Source organism: Cyclobacterium sp. 1_MG-2023 (assembly GCF_030546805.1).
In the GTDB taxonomy this organism is placed as follows: Bacteria; Bacteroidota; Bacteroidia; order Cytophagales; family Cyclobacteriaceae; genus Cyclobacterium.
In genome coordinates, this window is sequence record NZ_JAUOPC010000005.1 from 402,796 (window position 1) to 427,091 (window position 24,296).

Genomic DNA, 24,296 nt, shown 5'->3' on the forward strand with positions numbered 1-24,296 from the left:
TCAGGCTTAACTGAGCCAATTGATTGTTTTTTTGTCAAAATTTAATAAGGAAATGAGCAATAAAAAACTAAGTTTTCTGGATCAATACCTCACCCTTTGGATCTTTATAGCCATGGGTTTGGGAGTAGGTATTGGCTACCTTATCCCATCTAGCGCTTCATTTATTGAATCTTTTAGTAAAGGAAGTACCAATATCCCCATTGCCATTGGTCTAATTCTAATGATGTACCCTCCCCTGGCTAAGGTTAATTACAGCTTACTACCAAAAGTATTTAAAAACGTAAAAATTCTATCCGTATCTTTATTGCTTAACTGGATCATTGGCCCGGTGCTGATGTTTGTTCTGGCCTTGTTGTTCCTCCAAGATTATCCTGAATACATGGTGGGCTTAATCTTAATTGGATTGGCACGTTGCATTGCCATGGTTTTGGTTTGGAATGACCTAGCGGAAGGCAGTAGTGAATATGGAGCTGGTCTGGTAGCGCTCAACAGTATCTTTCAGGTCTTCGGCTATAGTTTTTATGCGTGGATTTTCATCACAGTTTTACCGCCCTATTTTGGTTTCGAAGGTGCCATTGTCGACATTTCCATAGCTACCATTGCAGAAAGTGTAGCCATCTATTTGGGCATTCCATTTTTGGCCGGCATGCTTAGCAGATTCTTTCTAATAAAATACAAGGGCGAAACTTGGTATACCAACAAATTTATTCCGGCCATTTCACCTTTAACCTTGATTGCACTATTGTTTACCATTGTAGTGATGTTTTCACTAAAGGGCGAGATGATTGTGAAAATTCCAATGGATGTGGTACGCATCGCGATCCCACTATTGATTTATTTCACCTTAATGTTCCTAATAGGCTTCTTTATAAGCAAAGCAACCGGTGCTGAATACGACAAGAATGCATCAATTGCTTTCACCGCTGCAGGGAATAATTTTGAACTTGCTATTGCTGTTGCCATTGCCGTATTCGGTCTAAATTCAGGCCAGGCTTTTACCGGAGTAATTGGCCCCTTGGTAGAGGTTCCTGCTTTGATATTATTGGTAAGAATATCCCTTTGGCTAAAGAAGAAATATTATGGTCAACCCGTTCCTACTGAAAAATGAAAATCGCTATCTTCTCTGATATCCATGCCAACCTTCCGGCACTAGAAGTTTTTTTCAAGGATATAGACCAAGTAAATCCGGACGCCATTTACTGTTTGGGTGATTTGGTAGGGTACAATGTGTGGCCCAATGAGGTGGTCAAGAAGATCCGGGAAAGAAACATCCCTACAATAATGGGAAATCATGAAGAAGCCTTACTTAAGCCCCCGGCAAAGGAAGAACAACTTACCAACAAGGGGCTGACAAGATCCTTGCTTGCTGAGGAAAATATAGAATATTTGATCAATCTCCCCAGACACTTGTCCCTATCATTTAGCAATTCTTGGGGGAATTTTAATTGGCTAATGGTTCATGGAAGTCCCAAATCTACTACAGATTATATGGTGGAAGACTATCCTGAATCCGAGGTCTTGGAATTGATGGATCAAAATCAGGCAGACCTGTTACTTTGTGGACATACCCACAAACCCTTCCACAGAATAATAAAATCCGGAGATAAGTATAAGCATGTTATTAATAAAGGTTCCGTTGGTAAACCTAAAGATGGAGACACCCGGCTTTGCTATGCACTCATCGAGTTCAATCAATCCCTAAATTCACATAATTCTGATTCGTTAAAAGTAAACTTTCGCAGAATTGAATACGATATAGAAAAGGCGGCGAGGGCTGTTGAAGTAAGTGGCTTTGACAATTCATTGGCAACCGCCTTAAGGCTTGGAAAATAGAATAACCTATCGTTTCAAGCACAGAAAAATTGTCCAACCCCTTGATTTACTCTGAGACTGAAAGAGAATCTATTTTCATTGTCGGCATGGTTTGGTACCAATTGACAACCTTATCAGTCAATGCTTTCACTCTTTCGGGCTCCATTTCAGCCAGATTTTGATTTTCCCCTTCATCTGCAACGATATTATATAGTTCCGGTCTTCCACCATCATAATCACAAAGAAGTTTCCAATCACCATCCCGAACAGCCAGATCAGGGAGATTTTCGAAACCATAATAATTTTTCCTATCGGGAGGCCTACTATAGAAAATCGGTGATTGACGTGATAAACTAGATTCACCAAGCAGGCTTTCCAATACATTTTCACCATCGGAAATGGTATTTTCAGAAGCTTTCACCCCGGTAAAAGCAAGCAATGATGGTTTCAAATCTATGGCAGAAAAAACCGATTCAGCATTTCGCTTTCCTTTGGCTTCCTCATTTATAAAAGTGGATCCCCAGACAATCAAGGAAGAACGAATACCTCCTTCATACAAATGGGTTTTATACCCTTTCAAATCACCCGCACTTCCGGCCCCTAGCTCAGGACCATTGTCTGAGCAAAAAACAATCAAGGTATTCTCACGTAAGGATTCATGTTTGTTAACAAAGTCGAAAAGCTTGCCGAATTGTAAATCCATTTCTTCCAAAACAGCATGGTACAAATCTTTTTTACTTGACTCCTTAGTCAAGCCATACTCCTTAAAAGAAGGCCAATACGGACTGTGAACATCATCAGGCCAAATATTTACATAAAATGGTTTTTCCTCATTTTGTGCTTTATCCATAAAGCCTATTGCTGCATCAATAAACCCAGTAGTGATTTCAGATCTTTGCATCCAAGTGACAGGACCTCCAAGAATTGCTGCATCTTCCCATATACGCCCCTCTTTCCCGGTTTCATCCATGGTCAAGGGCAACAACTTTGCTCCCATGCCTTCAAAATTGGTTAAAGATTCATCAAACCCATAATCCGTGATGGATGGAGCTTCGGTAACATCCCTTTGCCCACCCATATGCCATTTCCCAAAATGGCCGGTTACATATCCCCCTTGCTTAAGATCTCTTGCTAGCATGGGAGCAGAAGGGTCCAACCAATTTGCAAGGCCTCTTTCCGTATTTACCTTCCGGTAGGCCAAATAGGATGTAATGTTCCACCTTTGCGGATAGGTCCCTGTGGATATGGCCACGCGAGATGGAGAACAGATGGGAGAATTTACGTAAAATTGATCAAAACGAATACCTTCAGCAGCCAACTTATCAATATTGGGAGTTTCAGCATCAAGATTGCCGAAACTAGACAAATCTCCATAGCCCATATCATCAATGAAAATCAGTATAATATTAGGTTTTAAATCTTTTTCAGCTGAGTCACAACCAACTAAAAAAAACAAAATCAATACAGTAAACAGCATTATTGCTTTTTTCAAGGGTAGAAATACAGTTTTTGACATATGTTTCTTTTGGGTTAATGCTATTGGGTAGGCAAAATGCTTAATCACAGACCTAAACTATGAATTTACCGGCTTAAATTAAAAACATAGGCTTGAAATAATGAGCCAGCTAAATTTATTAAACATTCGACAGCCCCCAAAAGCTCTTGTTTATATTAAGACCTATCACCAAATAAAAATATTGTTTTATCCATTCAAAACAATTAAATTCAAACTATTAATCGAATAAACGTGAGCATTCGATAATAATTTCTTCAATCATTCTGCCTTCATGCCAACACAGATCAAAGCAAAAGACACCTTACAGAAATCAATTGCCGTCCTTCCTTTTGTGAACATGAGCTCGGATAAGGAAAATGAATATTTTTGTGATGGAATTACTGAGGAAATTATCAATGCATTAGCTAAAATTGATGGATTAAGGGTTACTTCACGGACCTCATCATTTTATTTCAAAGGAAAGAATATTCCCATTAGCAATATAGGCCAAGAACTAGGAGTAGAAACCCTTTTGGAAGGAAGTGTACGCCTGTCAGGAAATTCCCTTCGAATTACAGCGCAGCTAATTCAGGCTGATGAGGATTTTCACTTTTGGTCAGAAACCTGGGACAGAAAGAGTGACAATATCTTTGCAGTGCAAGATGAGGTTAGCCTTTTAATTGCTGAAAAATTACGTGAGCATTTTGGACACTTTGACATACAAGAGCATTTAGTAACCCAACAGACTGAAAGTCTGGACGCCTATACCCTTTATCTAAAAGGCCGTTATTACTTGAATAAATGGAATCCTGAAGATTGTAAAACAGCCATAGATTGTTTTAATCAAGCTTTGCGCACAGACCCCAACCATCCCAATTCTTTGACCGGATTGGCAGACAGCTATAGCTTCTTGGCCACCACAGGATTCATCTCTTATGAGGAAGGATGGGGGAAATGTGCAGCATTGACCAATCAAGCCCTGGCCATAAACAACCAGTTGCCGGAAGCCTACTATCAACTGGCCAATCTTTCATTTTTCACCGAAGCTGATTTCGAAAAGTCCTTTAATACGATAAAGAAAGGGTTGGACATCAACCCAAACCATGTTGAATCTCAGCAATTTTTATCCTTCCTATACATATTGGCCGGACAGAATGAGGATTCAAAAAAGCACCTGGACTTTGCCTTAAAGATTGATCCTCTTTCCCAAGAGACACAATTTTACAGTGCATATCTGGATTATATGCTAGAAAATTATCAAGAGGCCTTGGTCAAACTCCATAAATGCTTGGAAGTTAACCCAAGAAATATCCCCGCCCATACTGTCATCGCCAACAGCTTGGTAATGTTAGGTGAAGCGGATCAAGTTATTGACTATTTTGACAGGATGCCTTCAGAAATTATAGTTCCTGCCGAGAAAGTTGGCAATATGGCCCTGGCCTATATTCTGAAGGAAGACGAAAATCAGGCCCGCTCTAGCTTCCGGCTTTTGAATGAAATTTCAAAGCAAGAAGGCGGTTTTGCTGCAGAGGTCTATATCTTACTCTACCATGTATATACCGGTCAATTTGAAAAAGCATTTGATTGGATGGTCAATGCCAAAGAAAATAAATATCCATTATTGCTTCTCCGTTTTGCGGACCCTATGATGAATGCAATAAAAGCGGAACCAAGGTACCTTGAATTAAAGCATCAATTATTCCCTCCGGCACTCTTTGATAAAAGAAGACTTGAGAAAACGAAAAAAGCCTTGCTAAATGATGCAACTGTAAAAGCATTTAAAGACAAACTCACTTATTTCATTGAAGAGAAAGAACTGTTTTTAAACCCGGATTTATCCCTACGTTCTCTGGCCGAGGAATTGGATATCCATCCCAATCAACTTTCGTGGATCTTGAACGAAAGCATAGGCAAAAATTTCAACGCCTATATTAACCACTACCGTATTAAGGAGTTCAAACGTCTGGCCAAAGACCCTTCCAAAGCGCATATAACGGTAATTGGTCTGGCTTATGAAAGTGGATTCAATTCTAAAACTGTTTTTAACACCTATTTCAAGAAAGAAACCGGCCTTACTCCCAGGCAATTCCTTAAAAACCTGAAAGTTTAATCCTGTAACTGCAGCAACTTTGTTCGGATTTGTAAACCCGAACATGTGAATGGAATTCGGAACTCAAAACTGCTTCATTTGTAAGACATTTGTTTTGTTAATCAACATAAACAAACAAAAAGATGAAAGCAGTAATCACAACAGCATATGGATCCCCGGAGGTATTCAAACTAGATCAGGTGGCCAAACCAAGCCCAAAAGCAAATGAAGTCCTAGTACGCATCCATGCCTCTTCGGTAACCAAAGCCGACTCTATGATGCGAACAGGGAAACCCTATATTGGGCGACTATTTTTAGGACTCACAAAACCCAAAAATCCCATTTGGGGAAGTGGCTTCGCAGGAGTAGTTGAAGCTGTTGGATCGGAAGTAAAAAACTTCAAAAAGGGAGACAATGTATTTGGAGAAAACATCAACTCCTTTGGCACATATGCCCAATATGTAGCAATACCCGAAGATGGGGTGATCAGCCACTTGCCTAAGTCCCTAAGCTTTGAAGAGGCCGCAGGCATATGTGATGGTGGTGTTACCTCCCTAAACTTCTTGCAAAACATTGGGCATATCCATTCCGGACAAAAAATACTTATCAACGGAGGATCAGGAAGTCTGGGCACAGCAGCCATCCAAATTGCAAAATATTATGGTGCACATGTAACAGCAGTTTGCAGTACAGCCAACATAGAACTGGTTAGATCATTGGGGGCAGACGAGGTCATTGATTACACTAAAACTGACTTTACCCAAAATAAAAATAGTTATGATTTGATTTATGACACTGTGGGTGCAAGGTCGTTTGAAGAATGTAAACAAGCGCTAACAGATAATGGCTGTTATGCTTCTCCTGTATTGGGAATGCCCTTAATTGGACAAATGATAGTTACCTCCCTAATTGGTAATAAAAAAGCAAAATTCTCTGCTACCGGTTCTTTACCCAAGGAAGAAATCAAGCGACTATTGCACATTCTAATTGACATCATTAAAGCAGGGCATTTCGTGGCCCCGGTTGACCGCAGCTATAATTTGGAACAGGTAGTAGAGGCGCACAGCTATGTTGATAAAGGCAGAAAGAAAGGCAATGTGGTTTTAAAGCCTTTTGCACTTACCTAATCTATCACTTCAACAAAAAAGCTTAAGCATGAAAAAGCAAACAATTTCAACCTATTCTCAATTGTTATTCGGACTCTTTGGAATCATCTCCTCATGTTCAGAAGATGGGTTAATATCCACAACGCCCCCAAATCAAAAGCATATCACTGAAATCCCGGATGCGAATTTTGAAGAAAAATTAATTGAGTTGGGAATCGATAGTGACGGATTAATTAACCAAATGCTATTAACTGAAGACGCCAAGAATGTCAGTACATTGGTTTTAGATAGTGATCTTGGAACGCCTGAAGAAGGGAAAATAGCGAATCTTAAAGGTATTGAGGCTTTTGAAGAGCTGGTTTCCTTATCCGCTGGAAACAATTTATTAAGTGAAATTAATTTAGCAGCAAACCAAAAATTAACTTCATTGCACCTTGAAGCCAATTATCTTCAGACATTAAATATTAGCCATAACACGAAACTGGAGGACATTAACCTTATCCTAAACAATCTTACTGAAATCAATGGATTAAATAATGCCGATCAGTTGAAAACCTTAAACCTATCATGGAATCTATTGGAAAGCCTTTCTATCAACCTTCCGGGTCTAAATGGACTGAATGTGGAAAACAATAAATTAAAGGTGCTGGATGTGCAGGGCTGCACTTCCTTAGAGACCATGATAGCAAAATTAAACGAACTTGAAACCCTAGACCTCAGCACCAATATAAATTTGAAATATGTGACCTTATCTGCCAATCAATTAAAAAAGCTAGAGCTTACAAACAATATTAACCTAGAAAAACTATGGCTCTCAAGCAATTCACTCAACGGATTGGATGTCAGCAATCTCATCGGGCTGAACCTACTTGATATCAGCAAAAACACAAATTTAAGCTGTGTGAGAGTTGGCCAAAACCAAAATATTTTGACAATAGCCAAGCAGGAACACCAAGAACTTAGGACTAGCCCCTGTGATTGAGACAAATGTAAAGGGAATACGAGAAAACCGAATAACTGAATCAATTGAAAGGAAAGCTAATCTTTATTCATTGGAACCTTTACCATTTTACCATATATTTATTATATAAAGAATGAAAGAGCCAACTTTTTCAAACCAATAGAGCAAGACATTTCCGAAACCTTGGTATAAAATAAAGAAATCAAGAACCAATTTTGGCCTTAATAATGAGTTGCTTTTCTTCTTATTTATTTATAATTAAAACAAGCTTATGAAAATTAACCAGCTTAAATCAAGACCGGAAATCAATGATAATGCTAAACTTTTAAAGGTATACACCCAATTTGAAAGCCTTATTACCGAATTGGAAGGACTTAGTTTGCCCGATAATGTTGTTGATACCATCAATGAATCCATCGAACAGCTGAATATGACTTCAAATGATAGATTATTGAAAGAAACCAAAAAGGAACAATCAAAAATCATTAAGCTTATCGAAAAGCAATTAAAAATCGTTACCATTAATCATTACCGCAATACCTGGATGGCTTTAGGCATGGTAGTTTTTGGTTTACCCCTGGGTTTAGCTTTTAGCACAAGTCTGGACAATATGGCATTTATAGGAATTGGATTACCAATAGGTATGGCCATTGGCCTTGCTGTAGGCACGGGTATGGATAAGAAAGCTCAGGAAGAAGGCAGGCAACTTAATATTGAAATCAGCATTTAGTCTATTCTCAAAACTTATTATTTATCCAAGTGGAATAATGGAGAAAATAAATTCAAATAGATCTGTTTCATTGGAGAAGTTTAATTGGGTAGATTCAACAAATTACTAGGTTGATAATTTTTACTAGGAAATTCAACAACCTGACTACTAAATCATTAAACCGATTACAAGATCCCTTTTCAGGATATAAATCGTCAACAGCTAGGGCTTGCATACTGATGTATAATATCATCACCAAATAGAAATTTTCAAAAACGTTAAGGGCTCAGGAGAGTGCCAATAGTGGTATTAAGCATCTCTTCTGGCTTGAGAAAAGGTCGATGAACATTTTTCATAAATATTTATAAAACACAAAAATAAATTTAGATTAAACTATAAATTATTTCTCGATAAATGCCTTGATTTTGGAAGCGTACTTTTTTTATTAAAATTTACCACTATGTTTTTGTAATACTTATACAAAACATTAACTTAAGGCTTGGATTTACATTATAGCCTAAATTAAATTTTCAGCGTAATTCGTAAATCCAATTGAACTTATGACAAGATTACAAGATGGTTTGTGATCAATCACTTTTCTACAGGTAATTGAATGTCAATGTACTCTAAAAAATTTCGTGAATTATTAAAACATATTTTTTACGGCCGTAGATCATTGGCTCGGTATTATTCCTTAAAACAAATAAAGAATCACGATTTTACCATAATCTCAGACAACTGCTGGGGCAGGGGAGTATATAAATTTTTAGGCTTGCCTTGTAACACACCTACTGCAGGCATGGGTATTGATAGGGATTATTTGGATTTTATTGAAAATTTAAATAGTGAATCTGCAGATGAAGTCACCGAATTGGATGAGAGCCATTGCGAAACCATCGCCGGAAGAACTTATCCAATTGGAAGGACCCCATATGCAAAACTTCATTTTTTTCGTTACAATAATTATACTGTCGCCCAAAGATTATTTCGGATGAGGTTTAAAAAAATTAATAGGGAAAACCTCTATTACAAGATCGATTTTGATTACTACAATTGTAGAAATAAAGAAGATATAGAACGTTGGAATAAAATGCAGCTCCCCAATAGTGTAGCCTTTTATTCAGACGAAACCTTAAAATTTTATTCAGGTAAAATTCACAATGGGGTTTACATAAAAAAGAAAATGCATCCCCTAAATAATTTCCATTTCGGCTTCAATCAAAAATATTTCGATTTTATAACCTGGTTAAATACCGGAATACCCAATCAGACGCTCAAGTATAAGGTGCTAAATTTCATTTTATTAGACGATGGTATAAATATTTTTATTGCTAAATCTCTTAGATCAACTTTTAAGAAAATATCACCCAAAATTCTCAAAAGAGCTTGATTTTAAACAACTTACTGATTTATTATATTAACTTATCTAAAGTTAGTATAGCATGACCAACAGATCCTAAAATGAAACTTAAATTCAAGAATAAACCAATCGAATTTTTAACTATATTAATTTTAGCCATTTGCACTTCTGGTTTCATTATTAATGAAACCAAGCAGCATCATCAGAGCATCACCCCCCCTGCAGAAGTTGAGATACACCCTCAAAAACTAAGCAATTTCACATTAAAAGAGGGTGAATCGTACCAATTGGTGAATTCTTCTATCAAACAATTTTACACCATCAATTTTAAAGGAACAATTGAGAAGTTTGACACCCTTAGTATTGGAAAAGGAAGCGGAAGGTATCTTACAAGTAACTTAACCATCACACCAGACAGTATCATTTCCACTCGGATTACCAATGTTACCAATCGAAAAGCTATTAAACATGCACTTCAATTAAAAAATGAACTGAGTATTAAAATTGAAAGAGACTTAAGCTCAAGTACAATCACCATTATTAACGAGGGCGATACTTTAAGTTTCTCTTCAGACTTTATCGGGATGAACCATCCATTTATTCGTTCTTCAGGTACACAGATAAAAGTTGATACATTTGAATTCATTTGTGAAGACTACTTTTCTGATGTATTTGTTTTTGGCGACAGCTATGTAAATAGTGCCAGTCCTGCCCGGTGGCCCTATTATACGCATGCTGCGGGATACCAATTTTTGTGTGATGGATTGCCTGGTGGAAGATCTAAAGACTCCTTTGATTTTATAAATGCTGCTTTTTCTATTCACCAACCAAAATACGCCATTTGGTGTTTGGGCATGAACGATAAAAGTGATGAGGGAAGAATCCCTAATGAAGACTGGAAAAACTATGCGAAAAAGGTAATGGATCTCTGCGCCAAACACAATGTCACTTTGATTTTTTCTACGGTCCCTTCTGTAGAAAAAAGAAACAACAGGGGCAAGAATGATTTTGTCAGGGCTTCCGGTTATCGGTACATTGATTTTGACAAAGCAGTTTCTGATGGTGAAGGCAAATGGAAAGAAGGATTGTTGGCCAAGGATGGGGTACATCCTACAGAAAAAGGAGCGGAAGCTATGGCTGATAGATTCCTATTGGATTTCCCTGAAATCAAAAAATACAATAGGTAAAAAAGTATAAGCCAAAAGAGCAATGGATAAATATTTAGACGCAGCACCCGAAGCCGGCATGAGTTTTTTTAAGAACTTTAATGGAAAAGGAAAGGTCGTGATGATGAACCTTCTGAGGTTTAGAGATAAGGCCGATTATGCCAATCTGCAGTCCATAAAGCCTGCTAAATCAATTACCGGATCGGAAGCTTATCAACTATATATGGACAAGACACTCCCCTTGTTAAAAAAGGCGGGAAGTCGCATCATTTTTTACGGGGAATGTAATGAATATCTAATTGGGCCTAATATTGAAAAATGGGATGCTATGTTATTGGTCGAACACGCATCAACGGCTGAATTTATAGCTTTTTCTCAAAACAAGGAATTTTTAGCGCATGCCGGCCACAGGACTGCTGCTTTGGATGATTCAAGGTTATTACCCATTTTGGAAAGCAATCAATACACCTGATTAATTATACCTTTAGCTGCCTTCTTCCCAAACATCTCCATTACAGATCATAAAAAAATCCCATTAACTAATTATTAGCATTGAATTTGAGGCTATCAATAGCTAGGTAGTAAAAGAAACAATGAAATCATTAGCTAAAACAAATTACTAAAAAAATGAACGTTCATTCATATTTATCCGTTAGGTGAGTATTCAATTCGGCAAAAATGAGCAACAATTCTAAATCAAACAACAAAAGAGAAGCCTTGGTAAAGGCAACAATTCAGCTTGTTAACAACAATGGATTTCATGCCACACCAATGTCAAAGATTGCGAATATAGCAGGAGTGTCTCCCGGCACCATCTATCTGTATTTTGAGAACAAACAGGACTTGGTCAATCAAGTTTACATTGAAGTAAAACGTTCATTTACCAGATTTGCTTTCAAGGATTATAAAGAAAGCACTTCAATCCAAAGAGACTTTGAGAAAATATGGAAGAACATTGCAAGCTTTAAATTGAATGAAGTCGAGGAAGCCTTGTTTTTGTCTCAATGCGACAATACGCCCATGATCGATGAACCAAGTAGAAAGGAAGGCTTAAAGCACTTAAGCCCGCTCTTGGAGCTTTGGAAACGTGGACAGGAAAAAGACCTTATCAAACAGGTTTCTCCTTATTTGCTTTATGCCTTCAGTATTTACCCCATATCCTTTTTACTACAACAACGCGAACGGTTTGAAATTAAACCTGAAAACATTAATGAAGCCTACGAAATGGCTTGGAACAGTATTAAAATTTAATTAAAATGACTACTACAAAAACGATTAATTTAAAAAATAGGCCAAAAGGCAGTCCTTCAGTTAAAGATTTTGACTTTACAACAGCTGAAATCCCGGAATTGAAAGAAGGGGAGGTATTGTTAAGTACCAAATATGTTTCCGTGGACCCTTATTTAAGAGGTAGAATGAGTGATGCTCCTTCCTACGTCCCACCCTTTAAACTAAACGAGCCAATATCTTCGGGAATTATTGCTGAAGTCTTGGAATCGAAAAGCGAGAATTTATCCAAGGGAGATAAGGTAATTGGCGCCTTACAGTGGAAAGAAACACAAGTAGCCAAAGCCGAAAACCTCAGAAAAGTGGATCCAGATAAAGCTCCCCTTTCGGCCTATTTGGGAATAATTGGGATGACCGGGCTTACGGCTCTTCTTGGATTAAAGGAAATAGGAAAACCCAAAGAAGGCGAAACCTTGCTCGTATCCGGAGCAGCAGGTGCAGTGGGTTCTGTAGTGGGCCAAATTGGAAAAATACTTGGACTTCGAGTGGTAGGTATCGCAGGAACAGATGAAAAAGTTGACATGCTTAAATCAGATTTCGGATTTGACGAAGGGATCAATTACAACACTACCGAAGATATGGTAAAAGCCATAAAAGAAACTTGCCCCGACGGTGTTGACATCTATTTTGACAATGTCGGTGGAGAAATTTCAGATGCTGTACTTTTCAACATCAACCAATTCGCAAGAATGATAATTTGTGGTGCGATCTCAGTTTACAATAATACCGAAGCACCAAAAGGCCTCAATGTGCAACCTTTTCTCGTTAAAAACAGTGCGCTCATGCAAGGCTTTATTGTAGCTGACTTTGCAGACAAACATGCTGCGGGTATTCAGCAACTGGCCACATGGCTTCAAGAAGGGAAATTGCATTATAAAGAAACCATTGTAGAGGGATTTGACAATATTCCGCAAGCCTTTCTAGGCCTATTTGAAGGGAAGAACAAAGGCAAAATGGTTGTGAAAATTTAAAGACGCTTCTGAAAATCACAAGCGCAATGAATGCCAATCTAGCCTATATTCCGGCTGAATTCTTTGTGTTTCTCTATTAAACAACACACAGTCTGCTTTATCTGAATGGCTACTGAACTTTTATTAAAAAGACTAAGTTAATATTTCTTAGGTATCAGAAGGAAAGCCCTGGATCAAACCTAGGGCTCTCCTTCTGATAATACCTTCAATATTTAGCTAGAGGTAATAATGATTGCCTTAATCGATATCTAAATATCTATTCAATGTTTAGACACCAAGGCAAGAGCAGAACCTTCAAACACAATTTACAAATCGCTACTTTTTTATCATTTGTAGCGGGCATTGTCAATGTAACCGGTTTTTTGTCAATTAAACAATTGACGACCAATGTCACCGGTCATTTTGCTTTATTTATCAATGATCTTTCCAACTTTGAATTCTGGAAAGGAACCATTTATTTTCTATACATTTTCGCCTTTCTTTTTGGGTCTTTTACTTCAAGTTTTTTAATTGAGAACTATCGGAAAAATAAGAAACTAAATGTTTTTGTATTACCAACGTTAATCGAGTGTATTATTCTTATAGCAATTGCCTTGATAAGTAATTTTATAGAAATAAGCCAACCGGATATAATTGCCTGTTTGTTACTTTTTGCCATGGGATTACAAAATTCATTTGTTACAAAAATTTCTAATACAATTGTTAGAACTACCCATCTTACCGGCTTGTTCACCGACTTGGGGATAGAGCTGTCTCAACTTCTTTTCCCCAAATTACATCCCAATAGAAAAAAAATAAAAAAGACAATCATCCTCAGGATTTCCATCATCCTATTCTTTTTCGCAGGCGGACTATTAGGAGGTTTTCTTTATTCCAGAATTAATCTCAAATTAAATACTTTGATTGTCGGAGCTTTAATTTTATTGGCAGGCCTTTTTTACGATGATTTTAAATATAGACTGATCATGACAAAAAGAAAATACCAACAAAGAAAAATTAAGCGCTTGGCGGCCTAACGTTTGACTCATCAACATCAAGAATGGATAATTATTCTCCAAACAATAGCTAACTATAAACGGACAAATGGTTTTGGACAGCTTATTTAGATTAGAACAAACCAAGTGGTCTTTCTATCGTATTCTAATACCATGAAACAAGAGTCAAAGTCCGAATAACATCAAAAGGATTAAGTTTAAAGACTTTTGAATCCTGATTTTAGCAAAGGGATTGGAGACCATAATCTATCTTTCCGATTTGCTCTAAAAAGAATTATTGAAGAATGGGAACAGGCATTCATCGGTGTACCTGAAAGAGGAAAAAGAAAACACCAAAAAATACCTTTTCCATTAATGCAGTAGCTACCTATTTAATTAGCACCTTTGAAGTGTTTGTTGCATTAGAAAACTATTGGACATTGACAGAGTTCTTATTGGGGCTGACCCAATATTTAAGACCTATTTAAGTTACCTAATTGGCAATTGCCCAAACCCATCCCAAACAGCTTGACAACTAATAAAACCGCAAATATGATACTAAAAAATAAGGTAATTATTGTAACCGGCTCTTCAAAAGGAATAGGAAAAGAAATTGCAACACTATTGGCAGAAAATGGAGGAAAAGTGGTAGTAAATTCTTCTAGCAGTATGCCGGAAGCAATTTCAGTAGTAGAGAGCATTACTAAAAATGGAGGACAGGCCATGGCCATCAAAGCAGATGTAAGCAATAGAGAGGAAGTAAGCCAGCTTTTTGACCAGACCATCAAAGCTTATGGGAAAGTGGATGTTTTAGTAAATAATGCGGGGGTGATGATTTCCAAGACCATAAAGGACAATACACAGGAAGACTTTAGCAAGCAATTTGATATCAATGTAAGAGGTGTATTCAACACCTTGCAAGAGGCGGAAAGTAAGCTTTCAGACAATGGAAACATTATCAACCTTTCCTCTAGCACAGTAAAAATGATGTTTCCTACCTATGCATTGTATTCAGGGACCAAGGCAGCAGTAGAACAAATGACCCGGGTATTTTCCAAAGAAATCGGCCGAGGGATTTCAGTAAATGCTCTCGCACCAGGGCCAACAGAAACAGCACTTTTTTTAAAAGGAAAAGCCCCTGAATTTATAGAAAAATTAAAGGGAATGAATGCCTTCAATCGATTGGCCAAGCCTAATGATATTGCTAAGGTAGTATTGTTTTTGGCAAGCGAAGACTCTAAATGGATTTCCGGTCAAGTCATTGGAGCAAATGGTGCTATGATATAACTTTAACAAATAATAAATGAAATTAAACCTACAAACACTTCTAATAATAACTGTGCTTTTCATGTCCTGTAAAGAGCAGAAGGGTTCAGATGAAAAGACTTCCTTTCAAAACAAAGGTCACCAGTTAGTTTATGAAATGGTCCAAACAGTGGGGGATTATTCAAAATTGGCTGAAAAAAAAGATGTAGTCTACACCTATAAATACCAAACACCGGATGGTAAAACAGATTTATCTACAGAAAAGTACATTTTTGATGGTGAACTTTCCTATGGTGCATATAAGCAACATGAAAGAACACTACCGGAGTATGAAGGACTCATAGAACAAGGGTATGATGGTAAAGCCTATTGGCTTAGACATAAGGGAAATTATATCGATGACCCTGTCTCACTAAAAAGGGTGAAGTTTAATCGGCCAACAAATTTCTACTGGTTTACCATGTTCCAAAAACTGCTTGATCCCGGATTAACTTATGAATACTTGGGTGAAAAAAGCATTGAGGAAAAGCGCTATGACATTGTCAAAATCTCATTTGACTCAATCAATGAAAAGCCAACAGACATTTACCAGATTTATATCAATAAGGACACGAAATTGGTAGACCAGTTTCTATTTACTGTTGCTGAAGTTGGTGTGATAGACCAACCATTGCTTATGAAGCTTGAATATGAAGAAATAGATGGATTATTGATCCCCACTCAAAGAATCTATAAGGGGTCAAATTGGGAAGCAGAGGTCACAGATGCCCCATGGATTAAGGTAACTTGGTCCAATATCCAATTCAATAATGGCTTAAGTAGAACAATTTTTGAGAAATAGTATCTCATAAAAACTTTCTATAATAAGGGCTATTTGGAGTAAAATACCAAATAGCCCTTTTTTCTATTTAATCTAAACTTATTGTTTTGGTGAAAACAAAGATTGGTTTCCGGCACTATTTTTTTATGCACCCATGTACGAAAAAGTATAGGGAAATAAAATACAGTTATCCTTACTCAAATTAGCAAATCCCTCTATTGATTTGCCTCTTCAATATGTTTTTGAAGTAGGGCTTTCAATTTGGCTTTTCTATCCTTAAAGGCGGGATTTCGGCTTAAATTAACCATTTCCCCTGGGTCTTGCTCAAGATCAATCAACATTTCATCACCTTTGTCATAGAGAGTAAACTTTAAATTATCTCTTCTTATCATAAAGCCCAATTCATTCTCCATAAACAAATATTTGCGAGAATTATAATCTGATTTTTTATTTTTTAAAAGCGGAGCAAAGGACAGTCCAGGAAGGTGATCGGGGCTAGAAATACCGGCTAAATCACACAAGGTGGGATAAAGGTCTAAACCTGTGGAAATAATGTTTTCTTTGTCTACTGACTGCCCATTGGCCATGCCCTTGTACCACACCACCAAAGGGACATTTGCAGACTCCTCATAAAATACAGTCTTGTGTTCCAGCCTATGCGAAGCACTCATCTCCCCATGATCTGAGGTAAATACCACAATGGTATTGTCAGCAAAAGGTGAAGCTTCCAAAGCATCCAAAACCATCCCAATTTGAACGTCTACCCTCTCGGTCAGCCTATGATAGGCATACCGGTGCATGCGCCAGTCCTTTTCTGTCCAATGTTCCCTTGCGTCTATTGTAAAGGAATGTAGTTCCTTTAAATCATAAATGGCACTCGGTTCATCCGAAGTAGGTTCAAAATTAGCCGGCAAAGGAGGTACATATTTTGCCATAAAATCATCTTCACCAATGGAATCAGGAATGGCAATCGCTTCCAGTAAAGGAACCGGAACCTCAGCAGGAGGCCTGTTATTCGGAGGGAATTGCCTAATGGCCTCATAGCAAATGTCATGCGGGTTGATGAAATTTAAAGCAAGAAGAAAGGGTTTATCCGAAGTCCTATTGGTTAATAATTCAACACTTTCCGCAGCCAGTTCATCCCTTTCATCTTTTGAAATAAAAGTCTCAAAACCATAGGGTTTAACCTCTTTTTTTGCCCCGGGAAGGTGGGATTTCCCACCATAAAAAGTTTCATAACCCGCTTTGGTAAAGGCATTCCCCATGGCCTTAGGAATTATTTCCTGAAGTGCCGCAACATCTAATTTACTTGCATTGTGTCGCATATTTATTGCGGAAGGATATTGTCCTGTAAACAAGCTAAAGCGGGAAGGAGAACAAACCGGGTTGGTAACATAGGCTTTTTCAAACCTCAATCCTTTATTGGCCAGCTTATCCATATTTGGCGTTTTAAGCCATTTATTTCCTGCTGCACCCATCATTTTGGCATTTTGCTGATCCGTTATAATAATCAGGATATTTGGTTTTTCACTTTGAGCCTGCAAAACAGTGGTGGTCAAACACAACACCAACCATACAATACTTTTTTTCATATGCGATTATACTTAATAATATGTTAGCCTTAGAAAAAAATTCCGGAAATTAATTATTATATGGGTATAAAATAATACCAAGGGTCAAATCAGCGACTACAAAAATCAATCCCCTAAAAAAACACAAGTCCAATTTGATTTACTCAATAAAAAGGGACCGCTTTACAAACGGTCCCTGATATCAAAAAATTTATCACCCTAAATAATCTTTAATTTTTCCTCAATGCTTATCTCCAGCGGGTTTCTTTCAAGAATACAGGTTCTCCAGCTTGATGCGTGCCCTTATTCCCTAAAGCATCACGCAACTCAAAGGATAAATCATAAAAATAGGTCGGCTTCCCGGAAATTCTTGCACTAAAAACACCATCTCCTTTTACAGCATCTGCTCCTAGACCATCATCTTTCAATTCAATGGAGAAAGTTGAAGGTATTACGTCCCAGTTTACATGTTTCAAGGTAGATTTTTCCTCATTAGGAATTAGTGTAAGCATTACTTTTCCAACCTCAGCTCCGTCATAGATACGCGCCTCAATTAGATCATCATTTAATACTTGCACCCATTCCACTTCAGGCAGTGTTTTGTCTTTCCCTTCCACCTGAATATTTATTTTCCCTTTATGGACAATGTGTTGACCGCTTATGGGGCCGGGCGTCCAATATTCAACATAGAAAGGTATTTCTTCTCCTTCAGGCGTTTTCGCATCAAGAACCGGCATGGTGTATTTTGCTGTTCCACCAATATGGTCATATTCCTGCCAAGGGTCGGCTATCCGGATACTCACATTTCCCGGGTTGATGTATTCATTGTTGGTATAGGCATGGGTCCGTATATACTTCCCCTCCTCTTCAACCAAAATCACAATCGTTTCTCCAGGGTTTGCTATTCCATCACCATTTCCAACTCCCACTACCATATTTGCTGAATCAACAGCTTCTTTGACTATGGTGAATTCTTTGCCATCAGCAACTACGAAATTGGTGATTTCATCCACCGGATCTTTGAATAGAATTTCGAATTCCTCTTGCCAGGAAGCACCAGAATCATCCGTAAATTCAACTTGAAATTTTGCAATATCATAGCCTAATCGGTTGTTTCTTACTTTGAAAACCCCATTGACCTTTTTCTCTTCCAGTGGTACCAAAGCATTAATCTTACCCTGAGCAGAAATGATATCGAGCCCTTCACTAATGGCACTTATTTCTGTGATGATGTTTTCAGAGGTCGCAAATCCTTTGTTTAAAACTTTCATTGAAAGCTCAACCACCTGACCACTTTCAGCCCAATCCATCTTTTCAATCTTGAAACCCGTCATGGAAAGATTGGGATTGTCTTGCATCGCTGCTATTCCAACTTGATGCGCACTTCCATTAAGGACTAATTTAAGCCTACCGGATCCATCACTTTGAACGGAATATTGGCGACTTTCCATGGTCCGAAGATCTGTGTCGCTGACTTTGTATTCGGTATTTCTTTCATAAATAGGAGCCGTTAATACCTGAACATCTACATTGGGCATCAATTCACCATCCGGTAGAAAATTTCGCACAGCAAGGTTAAATCCATCCTGATTTACATTTTCAAGTATGGTATAGCCTGAACGGTTCCTTGACGTTTCTACTTTATAATCCCACACTTCAAAATAGGGGTAAATATCAATGTAATCCCATTTTTCAGGCAGAGGCAAAGGTGTTTTAAAGGCCTTCATCATAAAGGCAAACATATCCCCCATGCCACAGGTAATGTGAGAGGCTTCATATTGTTTGAATTGGTAATGTGGCACTGCATTCAATAAATACCGGTTCATGTCTTCATGATAAAACCGCAAACGATCACTGTCCCCATTGTGCATCCGCATGCTAATGGCTTTAAAGTTATCATACATGTCGGCATGTGCATACCTCACCGGAAAATCCAACGGCCCGGCAGAAAATTCGCTTGATCCACAAAAATTTCCGGCAGCACTTACCCAATCCGGCAATTTAGCTGCTAGCCAAAAGGTCATAAACCCTCCCATGGAAAGGCCTGAGATACCCCTATGACTTCGGTCTGGAACTGTTTGGTAATGATTATCGATATACCCTATTAACTCCTTAAAATATTCAGGAAACTGACGAAAGGTAGAAACCAGGCTTACATTGTAGGGACTCAGGTTTATCCGTTCAACCTTGAATTGGTTCAAGCCATCCACTTTTACTATGATAACATCATTTTCAGAGACAAACTTTTCCATATTGTCCCCATTGTTTTCATCTCCGAAATCATAATTAGAGTAGCCCCCTCCCATGGATCCAAAATAACGTTGGGCCCAACCGTGAAAAAAGTAAATCACAGGGTACCTTTTCTCCGGATCTTTTCGATAACCCGGCGGTAAAAAAACCCGAAAGTTTCTATTGTTTGAGAAAGCCTTGCTATAATGGTAATCGTCTATAACCTCCACCCCAGAGTCCAATAGATGACCTTGGGTTTGAGACCAGGTGCTACTTGGTTGGAGCAGTAGCATGGCAATAACAATTATAAAAATTTTCGATAGATTCATAGATCGGAAGTTTGGTTTCAGCACCAAAAACAGGGCTTATTTCAGTTGTTGAAAATGCTTGATAAGTTGTTCTGTGATCAAATCTGAAGCATCCTTTTGCACCCTATTCGTGGTTAACCAAGATTCATAGCCTCCAAGCTTGTGCTGCTCAGGTGTTGGCAAGTAACCATAAGAACCATTAGCCAATTCAATGGTAAAGGTATTTTTAAAAGGACTCTGCTCCTTAATATCCAATCCAATTTGAGCAAAAACTTCAAAGGGAATGGAGGCAATTCCAATGTCATTGATGGCAAAAGATTGCAGCACGACCTGTACAGAATCAGGATAAGATGATTCCATATTTAAGATACGGCTTGCATAGGTTTTTTCCAATCTATGAAACAAAGGTTCAGAACCCTTATGATCCCTAACCAAAGCGACATTTTTAAGTATTTCCGGCGAAGCCCTCCTCACAGTAAGGGTCATTTCCGATAATGCTGAGCCTAATTTAACTTCTGACTGAAAATCCAAATCCTTGTATTTTTGATGTACTTTATTGGCAACATCATTGGCCACATAATGCATCTTTTCATAAGGAGGAAGTTTTTCTTTGGGTCTGGGTTTAGAATAATCATTGTTGTTGACATCTCCGGATGTTCCGTTGGTCATGATCCCTACAAAAGCCGGGGAATTGGCTCCTGTTTCCAATAATTCTCCCATGCGATTACCAAAAGCAGCAAAATAATCAGCTGAAATATGTCCTTTAGGCACACCTCCTACATAATGCAAAGAATAGTTAGCCAATAAGGCTATGGGAGTGCCTTCCTGAGATTCTACTGCAATAAATGCAACCTCAGGATCTGTAGGGCCAGCAGGCCTAAGTAGGGCATTGCTGTGTCCCGGATTCATTTTAGCAATTTCCACCTGTCCCAAAGGGTTCACAACTGAATCCTTCATGATCCACCTTCTGTTAAATACATGCTCCGGAACATCTACACTTCCAAAGGCAATTTTAGCTAACTCCTTGTTTTCTCTTGCAATCTTGACTCCATCCACCATTCTTTTTACCGCAAAAGTCTGGTATTCATCAAGCGCCACTCCCACATCAGGAGCTATACTTTTTAACCCTTCCCCATTAAGACTAATTCCTGAATGGGTATGGGTTGAGGCCATCATAATATCCTTAGCAGAAATATTTAAATCTCGGTTGAGTATCGCCTTGGCGGCATCAAACACCTCTCGATTAATATGAACATTATCCACAATTACAAATATCAATTCCTGCATACCATCATCCAGTACTAGCGTTCTTACACTTATCGGATCATGGATATAAGTTGCAGGAGGAGAGTTGTAATTGCCAACGATTGGATGTCCCAGATGAGGAGTAATGTCAGTAATTGAAGCCCCTGCCTTCAATTGCTGGGCCAAGGTTTCTTTATTTGGGGCAAAAAACAGTATGCTTACCAGAAACAATCCACCCACTATCTTTTTCATTTCTTTCATAGTCAAATTTCGTTAAAGTATATTATTGCAATCAGGTCTTTCATCTAATAGGTAATTTTTCAAGGAGCTTTTTGATTGCTCAAGTCCTTCGGCAAACAGTCCCGAAACTGCACAAGCACCTTGTTTGCTTAAATGAGTATTGTCCTCCATTCCTTCCGGCAACTTCTCAAATACCCCCGGCTTTATGTGTAAAAACCATTCCTTGGACTCTTCAGGCCCCAATTGATTTAAATAATCCGTGGTCATTTGATTTAAATCTATCAATGGAACACCTGCTTCTTTAGCCGCTTCGCGAGAGGCCAATACATAGTCACCGTGCGTATCTACGAGATGATCTTCTGCATTAAATTTCCTGCGCGCTATAGAGGTAGCTATAACAGGAAAAGCACCATATTCTTCCGCTTCCTTTGCATACCGAATTAAGTTGTCTTTAAACTCTCCAAAGGCTTCAGTATATCTTGTGGTATCTTCTACTTTTTCATCATTGTGTCCAAATTGGATGACAACAAAATCCCCTTCCTGAATCTCTTCCAATACTTTGTCCCAATAACCTTGGGCCCTAAAGTTCTTGGAACTTCTGCCACTTACCGCCATGTTTCTTACTTCCGCATTGTCATTCAAGTATGCCGAAAGTGCCATGGCCCAACCCCTTCTCGGAAAATCAGAACCACCATAACTTTCCTCCATCTTTTTTAGGTCATAATGACTCATTGTAGAGTCTCCAATACAAAAAACCTTGACTTTTTTTTGGGCGCAACTGCTCATAAAAAACAAGGTTAAGAAAAAGAAAGTAACTACTTGGAGAGGGAAATTGAAATGAGGTAACCGGGCGATAATGCCCGGATACTCATTCATCATTTTTGGTTTTATCATATCTATGTTCTAAAGTAAGTCAATCAAAGTTGAATTAAGTAGTAACAACAACTATCACCAGCCGGGGTTCTGATCCAGATTCGGATTTAGTGTCAACTCTGTCTGCGGTACGCTTTCCAGATAATTCCTGCCGGGTAAAAAATTATACCCATTTACCAATTCGAGTTGCAGAGGATCTAGCAATCCATTTTCATCTACTACCGGGCTTTCACCAGGAAATTCAGCACTACTAAATGGATAACCTCTTGGACGTTTATTTAAAAACAACTCATGTGCAGCCCATCGTTTCCAGTCCTGCTCTCTCAACACCTCAAAGGCCAACTCAACCCTTCTCTCTCTTCTTATTTCATAAAGAGCATCTGAGATTTCGTATCCATAATCCACTTTGTTAGGGTCAGCATCCTGAGACAACACTTCAAATTCAGGCATACCCACTCTTGCTCGGAGTTGGTTCAGCTGATCATAGGCAACTGTACCATTCAATTCTTCTAATGCTTCAGCGTAATTCAACAATACTTCGCCATACCTGAAGATAATCCTTCCCGCGTCATTTGCATTCGCATAATCTAATTCTTGCTCAGGGTTAGTGTATTTTTTAACCTGAAAGCCAGTAGGATTATTTTCTCGACTTCCTGCAAATATGGGAGGGAAATCAAAAACTACATTTGAAGGGTAATGCTGAACGTCCCCAGGAATCCAAATACTTTGTCGCAACCTTAAATCCACATCACTTGCCAGCATTTCCAGAAAATCATTTCCTTTCACATCTTGGGCAATAGATATATAATCAATAAACTGTCCATCATTTCCTAAATGGGAACTCACATACGCCCAAGTAGCTCCAAGTTCAGAAGGGGTAGTGGTGCCATAATAATTTTGATTGTGCCCAATAAATTCACCTACATTATAAGCCCTGTATAATAACACTTCGTTTACAGGGCCCATGTCACCTGTTTTAAATAGATCATAATAATCTTGATCAGGATTTCCTGTGGAGTAAATGCCCACATTGTAATCCCCATTGATTAATTCGTTTCCGGCATCTACACAGGCTTGAAAGTATTTATCAGGGTCAGCACCTGCTGTACCAAAATCATCTCCGGCATGGTACTTTTGCCAGGTTCCTTCAAACAAGGCTACCCTACTTTTAAATGCCAAGGCAGCCTCCTTATTGATGGAATTGTTTCCCCAAAGCGCTTCGTCTCTTTTGTCTAGATTAATGACTGCTTTATCCAATAAGGACAATATCGAATCCATCACTAAAACACGAGAGTCTCTCGGCTTAATTAATTCAGCTTCATCATCAGGTGTCAGAGCATGGGTATACCAAGGCACATCACCATAGGTTTGTACCAAATCAAAATAAATCCAGGCCTTAAAGAATTGTGCTTCACCCAAATATTGTTTCCAAGAACTGTAAGGGTCTTCGCATTTATCATAATTATCTAGAAAGATATTAATACTTCTTACCGGCGCAAAACCACTCTGCCAAGAACCTGTAGACAAAGTCGTTTCACCATTTAAAATGGAATTAGCTGTCCGATAAGTTACATTTGTAGCAGCCACCTCACGACCTGCGGTAGAAAGGTTGTTTTCATGGTAAGGTAAGCTTTCATAAAACCTAGCCGTATAATTTTTAAGGTCTACTGATGATTTCCAATAATCATCAATACCTATTTGATCCAAAGGAGGTTTGTCTAGAAAATCTGTACAAGACCAACCTGAAAAAAATGTCAATATAAAGAATATTTTTATAGTGTTTTTCATAGTAAATAAGTTTTGTAAAGATGAGA

Annotated in this window: 20 protein-coding genes; 14 read left to right on the forward strand and 6 right to left on the reverse strand. The window is 38.3% G+C overall.

Annotation, left to right across the window (positions count from 1 at the left end; translation table 11 throughout):
* Positions 1–52 precede the first annotated feature (52 nt).
* Positions 53–1,108, forward strand: a complete 1,056-nt coding sequence (gene arsB / locus Q4534_RS10385) for an ACR3 family arsenite efflux transporter (RefSeq protein ID WP_303613102.1) — start codon at positions 53–55, stop codon at positions 1,106–1,108.
* Entirely contained in the window at positions 1,105–1,833 is a 729-nt protein-coding gene (locus Q4534_RS10390; RefSeq protein ID WP_303613103.1) for a metallophosphoesterase, read from the forward strand. Before arsB ends, Q4534_RS10390 begins: the two co-directional genes overlap by 4 nt.
* A gap of 46 nt (positions 1,834–1,879) precedes the next feature.
* Here the strand turns inward: Q4534_RS10390 and Q4534_RS10395 are convergent, their stop codons facing one another.
* Positions 1,880–3,328 (reverse strand): sulfatase, encoded by a 1,449-nt coding sequence (locus tag Q4534_RS10395; protein ID WP_303613104.1) that lies wholly within the window; start codon positions 3,326–3,328, stop codon positions 1,880–1,882.
* 271 nt (positions 3,329–3,599) lie between these two features.
* Between Q4534_RS10395 and Q4534_RS10400 the strand changes: the two genes are divergently transcribed.
* From Q4534_RS10400 to Q4534_RS10455, 12 genes are all read left to right on the forward strand, one after another.
* A complete protein-coding gene (locus Q4534_RS10400) occupies positions 3,600–5,417 on the forward strand; it encodes a helix-turn-helix domain-containing protein (protein ID WP_303613105.1) in 1,818 nt (605 codons plus the stop codon).
* A gap of 122 nt (positions 5,418–5,539) precedes the next feature.
* On the forward strand, positions 5,540–6,523 hold the full coding sequence (locus tag Q4534_RS10405) for an NAD(P)-dependent alcohol dehydrogenase (RefSeq protein ID WP_303613106.1): 984 nt from the start codon (positions 5,540–5,542) through the stop codon (positions 6,521–6,523).
* Between the two features lie 28 nt (positions 6,524–6,551).
* Positions 6,552–7,484 carry a hypothetical protein gene (locus Q4534_RS10410; RefSeq protein ID WP_303613107.1) on the forward strand — a complete coding sequence of 311 codons (933 nt, stop codon included), beginning with the start codon at positions 6,552–6,554 and terminating at the stop codon, positions 7,482–7,484.
* A gap of 250 nt (positions 7,485–7,734) precedes the next feature.
* Positions 7,735–8,193 (forward strand): hypothetical protein, encoded by a 459-nt coding sequence (locus Q4534_RS10415; RefSeq protein ID WP_303613108.1) that lies wholly within the window; start codon positions 7,735–7,737, stop codon positions 8,191–8,193.
* Between the two features lie 598 nt (positions 8,194–8,791).
* Complete coding sequence (locus tag Q4534_RS10420) at positions 8,792–9,562, forward strand: DUF1919 domain-containing protein (RefSeq protein WP_303613109.1); 771 nt, start codon at positions 8,792–8,794, stop codon at positions 9,560–9,562.
* Positions 9,563–9,633: 71 nt separating this feature from the next.
* A complete protein-coding gene (locus Q4534_RS10425; RefSeq protein ID WP_303613110.1) occupies positions 9,634–10,719 on the forward strand; it encodes an SGNH/GDSL hydrolase family protein in 1,086 nt (361 codons plus the stop codon).
* Positions 10,720–10,741: 22 nt separating this feature from the next.
* Positions 10,742–11,170 (forward strand): DUF1330 domain-containing protein, encoded by a 429-nt coding sequence (locus tag Q4534_RS10430; protein WP_303613111.1) that lies wholly within the window; start codon positions 10,742–10,744, stop codon positions 11,168–11,170.
* A gap of 206 nt (positions 11,171–11,376) precedes the next feature.
* Entirely contained in the window at positions 11,377–11,949 is a 573-nt protein-coding gene (locus Q4534_RS10435) for a TetR/AcrR family transcriptional regulator (RefSeq protein WP_303613112.1), read from the forward strand.
* A gap of 5 nt (positions 11,950–11,954) precedes the next feature.
* Positions 11,955–12,956, forward strand: coding sequence for an NADP-dependent oxidoreductase (locus Q4534_RS10440; RefSeq protein ID WP_303613113.1), 1,002 nt, complete (start codon positions 11,955–11,957; stop codon positions 12,954–12,956).
* A 263-nt stretch (positions 12,957–13,219) separates the two neighbouring features.
* On the forward strand, positions 13,220–13,972 hold the full coding sequence (locus Q4534_RS10445) for a YoaK family protein (RefSeq protein ID WP_303613114.1): 753 nt from the start codon (positions 13,220–13,222) through the stop codon (positions 13,970–13,972).
* A 510-nt stretch (positions 13,973–14,482) separates the two neighbouring features.
* On the forward strand, positions 14,483–15,217 hold the full coding sequence (locus tag Q4534_RS10450; protein WP_303613115.1) for an SDR family oxidoreductase: 735 nt from the start codon (positions 14,483–14,485) through the stop codon (positions 15,215–15,217).
* Between the two features lie 16 nt (positions 15,218–15,233).
* Positions 15,234–16,037 (forward strand): DUF6503 family protein, encoded by an 804-nt coding sequence (locus Q4534_RS10455; RefSeq protein ID WP_303613116.1) that lies wholly within the window; start codon positions 15,234–15,236, stop codon positions 16,035–16,037.
* Positions 16,038–16,231: 194 nt separating this feature from the next.
* Here Q4534_RS10455 and Q4534_RS10460 read toward each other — a convergent pair whose 3' ends face one another.
* The 5 genes from Q4534_RS10460 to Q4534_RS10480 form a co-directional block, all read right to left on the reverse strand.
* Positions 16,232–17,608, reverse strand: coding sequence for a sulfatase (locus tag Q4534_RS10460; RefSeq protein ID WP_303613117.1), 1,377 nt, complete (start codon positions 17,606–17,608; stop codon positions 16,232–16,234).
* A 227-nt stretch (positions 17,609–17,835) separates the two neighbouring features.
* The gene (locus tag Q4534_RS10465) at positions 17,836–20,145 is read right to left on the reverse strand and encodes an esterase family protein (protein WP_303613118.1); all 2,310 of its coding nucleotides are present in this window, start codon (positions 20,143–20,145) and stop codon (positions 17,836–17,838) included.
* A 36-nt stretch (positions 20,146–20,181) separates the two neighbouring features.
* Entirely contained in the window at positions 20,182–21,621 is a 1,440-nt protein-coding gene (locus Q4534_RS10470; RefSeq protein WP_303613119.1) for a hypothetical protein, read from the reverse strand.
* Between the two features lie 21 nt (positions 21,622–21,642).
* The gene (locus Q4534_RS10475; protein WP_303613120.1) at positions 21,643–22,503 is read right to left on the reverse strand and encodes a rhamnogalacturonan acetylesterase; all 861 of its coding nucleotides are present in this window, start codon (positions 22,501–22,503) and stop codon (positions 21,643–21,645) included.
* 54 nt (positions 22,504–22,557) lie between these two features.
* Complete coding sequence (locus Q4534_RS10480) at positions 22,558–24,270, reverse strand: RagB/SusD family nutrient uptake outer membrane protein (RefSeq protein ID WP_303613121.1); 1,713 nt, start codon at positions 24,268–24,270, stop codon at positions 22,558–22,560.
* Positions 24,271–24,296: the final 26 nt, after the last annotated feature.

Excerpts from the sequence above, each read along its gene's own strand:
- arsB (WP_303613102.1), top strand. The coding sequence starts at position 53 with ATGAGCAATAAAAAACTAAGTTTTCTGGATCAATACCTCACCCTTTGG.
- Q4534_RS10390 (WP_303613103.1), top strand. The coding sequence starts at position 1,105 with ATGAAAATCGCTATCTTCTCTGATATCCATGCCAACCTTCCGGCACTA.
- Q4534_RS10395 (WP_303613104.1), bottom strand. The coding sequence starts at position 3,328 with ATGTCAAAAACTGTATTTCTACCCTTGAAAAAAGCAATAATGCTGTTT.
- Q4534_RS10400 (WP_303613105.1), top strand. The coding sequence starts at position 3,600 with ATGCCAACACAGATCAAAGCAAAAGACACCTTACAGAAATCAATTGCC.
- Q4534_RS10405 (WP_303613106.1), top strand. The coding sequence starts at position 5,540 with ATGAAAGCAGTAATCACAACAGCATATGGATCCCCGGAGGTATTCAAA.
- Q4534_RS10410 (WP_303613107.1), top strand. The coding sequence starts at position 6,552 with ATGAAAAAGCAAACAATTTCAACCTATTCTCAATTGTTATTCGGACTC.
- Q4534_RS10415 (WP_303613108.1), top strand. The coding sequence starts at position 7,735 with ATGAAAATTAACCAGCTTAAATCAAGACCGGAAATCAATGATAATGCT.
- Q4534_RS10420 (WP_303613109.1), top strand. The coding sequence starts at position 8,792 with ATGTACTCTAAAAAATTTCGTGAATTATTAAAACATATTTTTTACGGC.
- Q4534_RS10425 (WP_303613110.1), top strand. The coding sequence starts at position 9,634 with ATGAAACTTAAATTCAAGAATAAACCAATCGAATTTTTAACTATATTA.
- Q4534_RS10430 (WP_303613111.1), top strand. The coding sequence starts at position 10,742 with ATGGATAAATATTTAGACGCAGCACCCGAAGCCGGCATGAGTTTTTTT.
- Q4534_RS10435 (WP_303613112.1), top strand. The coding sequence starts at position 11,377 with ATGAGCAACAATTCTAAATCAAACAACAAAAGAGAAGCCTTGGTAAAG.
- Q4534_RS10440 (WP_303613113.1), top strand. The coding sequence starts at position 11,955 with ATGACTACTACAAAAACGATTAATTTAAAAAATAGGCCAAAAGGCAGT.
- Q4534_RS10445 (WP_303613114.1), top strand. The coding sequence starts at position 13,220 with ATGTTTAGACACCAAGGCAAGAGCAGAACCTTCAAACACAATTTACAA.
- Q4534_RS10450 (WP_303613115.1), top strand. The coding sequence starts at position 14,483 with ATGATACTAAAAAATAAGGTAATTATTGTAACCGGCTCTTCAAAAGGA.
- Q4534_RS10455 (WP_303613116.1), top strand. The coding sequence starts at position 15,234 with ATGAAATTAAACCTACAAACACTTCTAATAATAACTGTGCTTTTCATG.
- Q4534_RS10460 (WP_303613117.1), bottom strand. The coding sequence starts at position 17,608 with ATGAAAAAAAGTATTGTATGGTTGGTGTTGTGTTTGACCACCACTGTT.
- Q4534_RS10465 (WP_303613118.1), bottom strand. The coding sequence starts at position 20,145 with ATGAATCTATCGAAAATTTTTATAATTGTTATTGCCATGCTACTGCTC.
- Q4534_RS10470 (WP_303613119.1), bottom strand. The coding sequence starts at position 21,621 with ATGAAAAAGATAGTGGGTGGATTGTTTCTGGTAAGCATACTGTTTTTT.
- Q4534_RS10475 (WP_303613120.1), bottom strand. The coding sequence starts at position 22,503 with ATGATAAAACCAAAAATGATGAATGAGTATCCGGGCATTATCGCCCGG.
- Q4534_RS10480 (WP_303613121.1), bottom strand. The coding sequence starts at position 24,270 with ATGAAAAACACTATAAAAATATTCTTTATATTGACATTTTTTTCAGGT.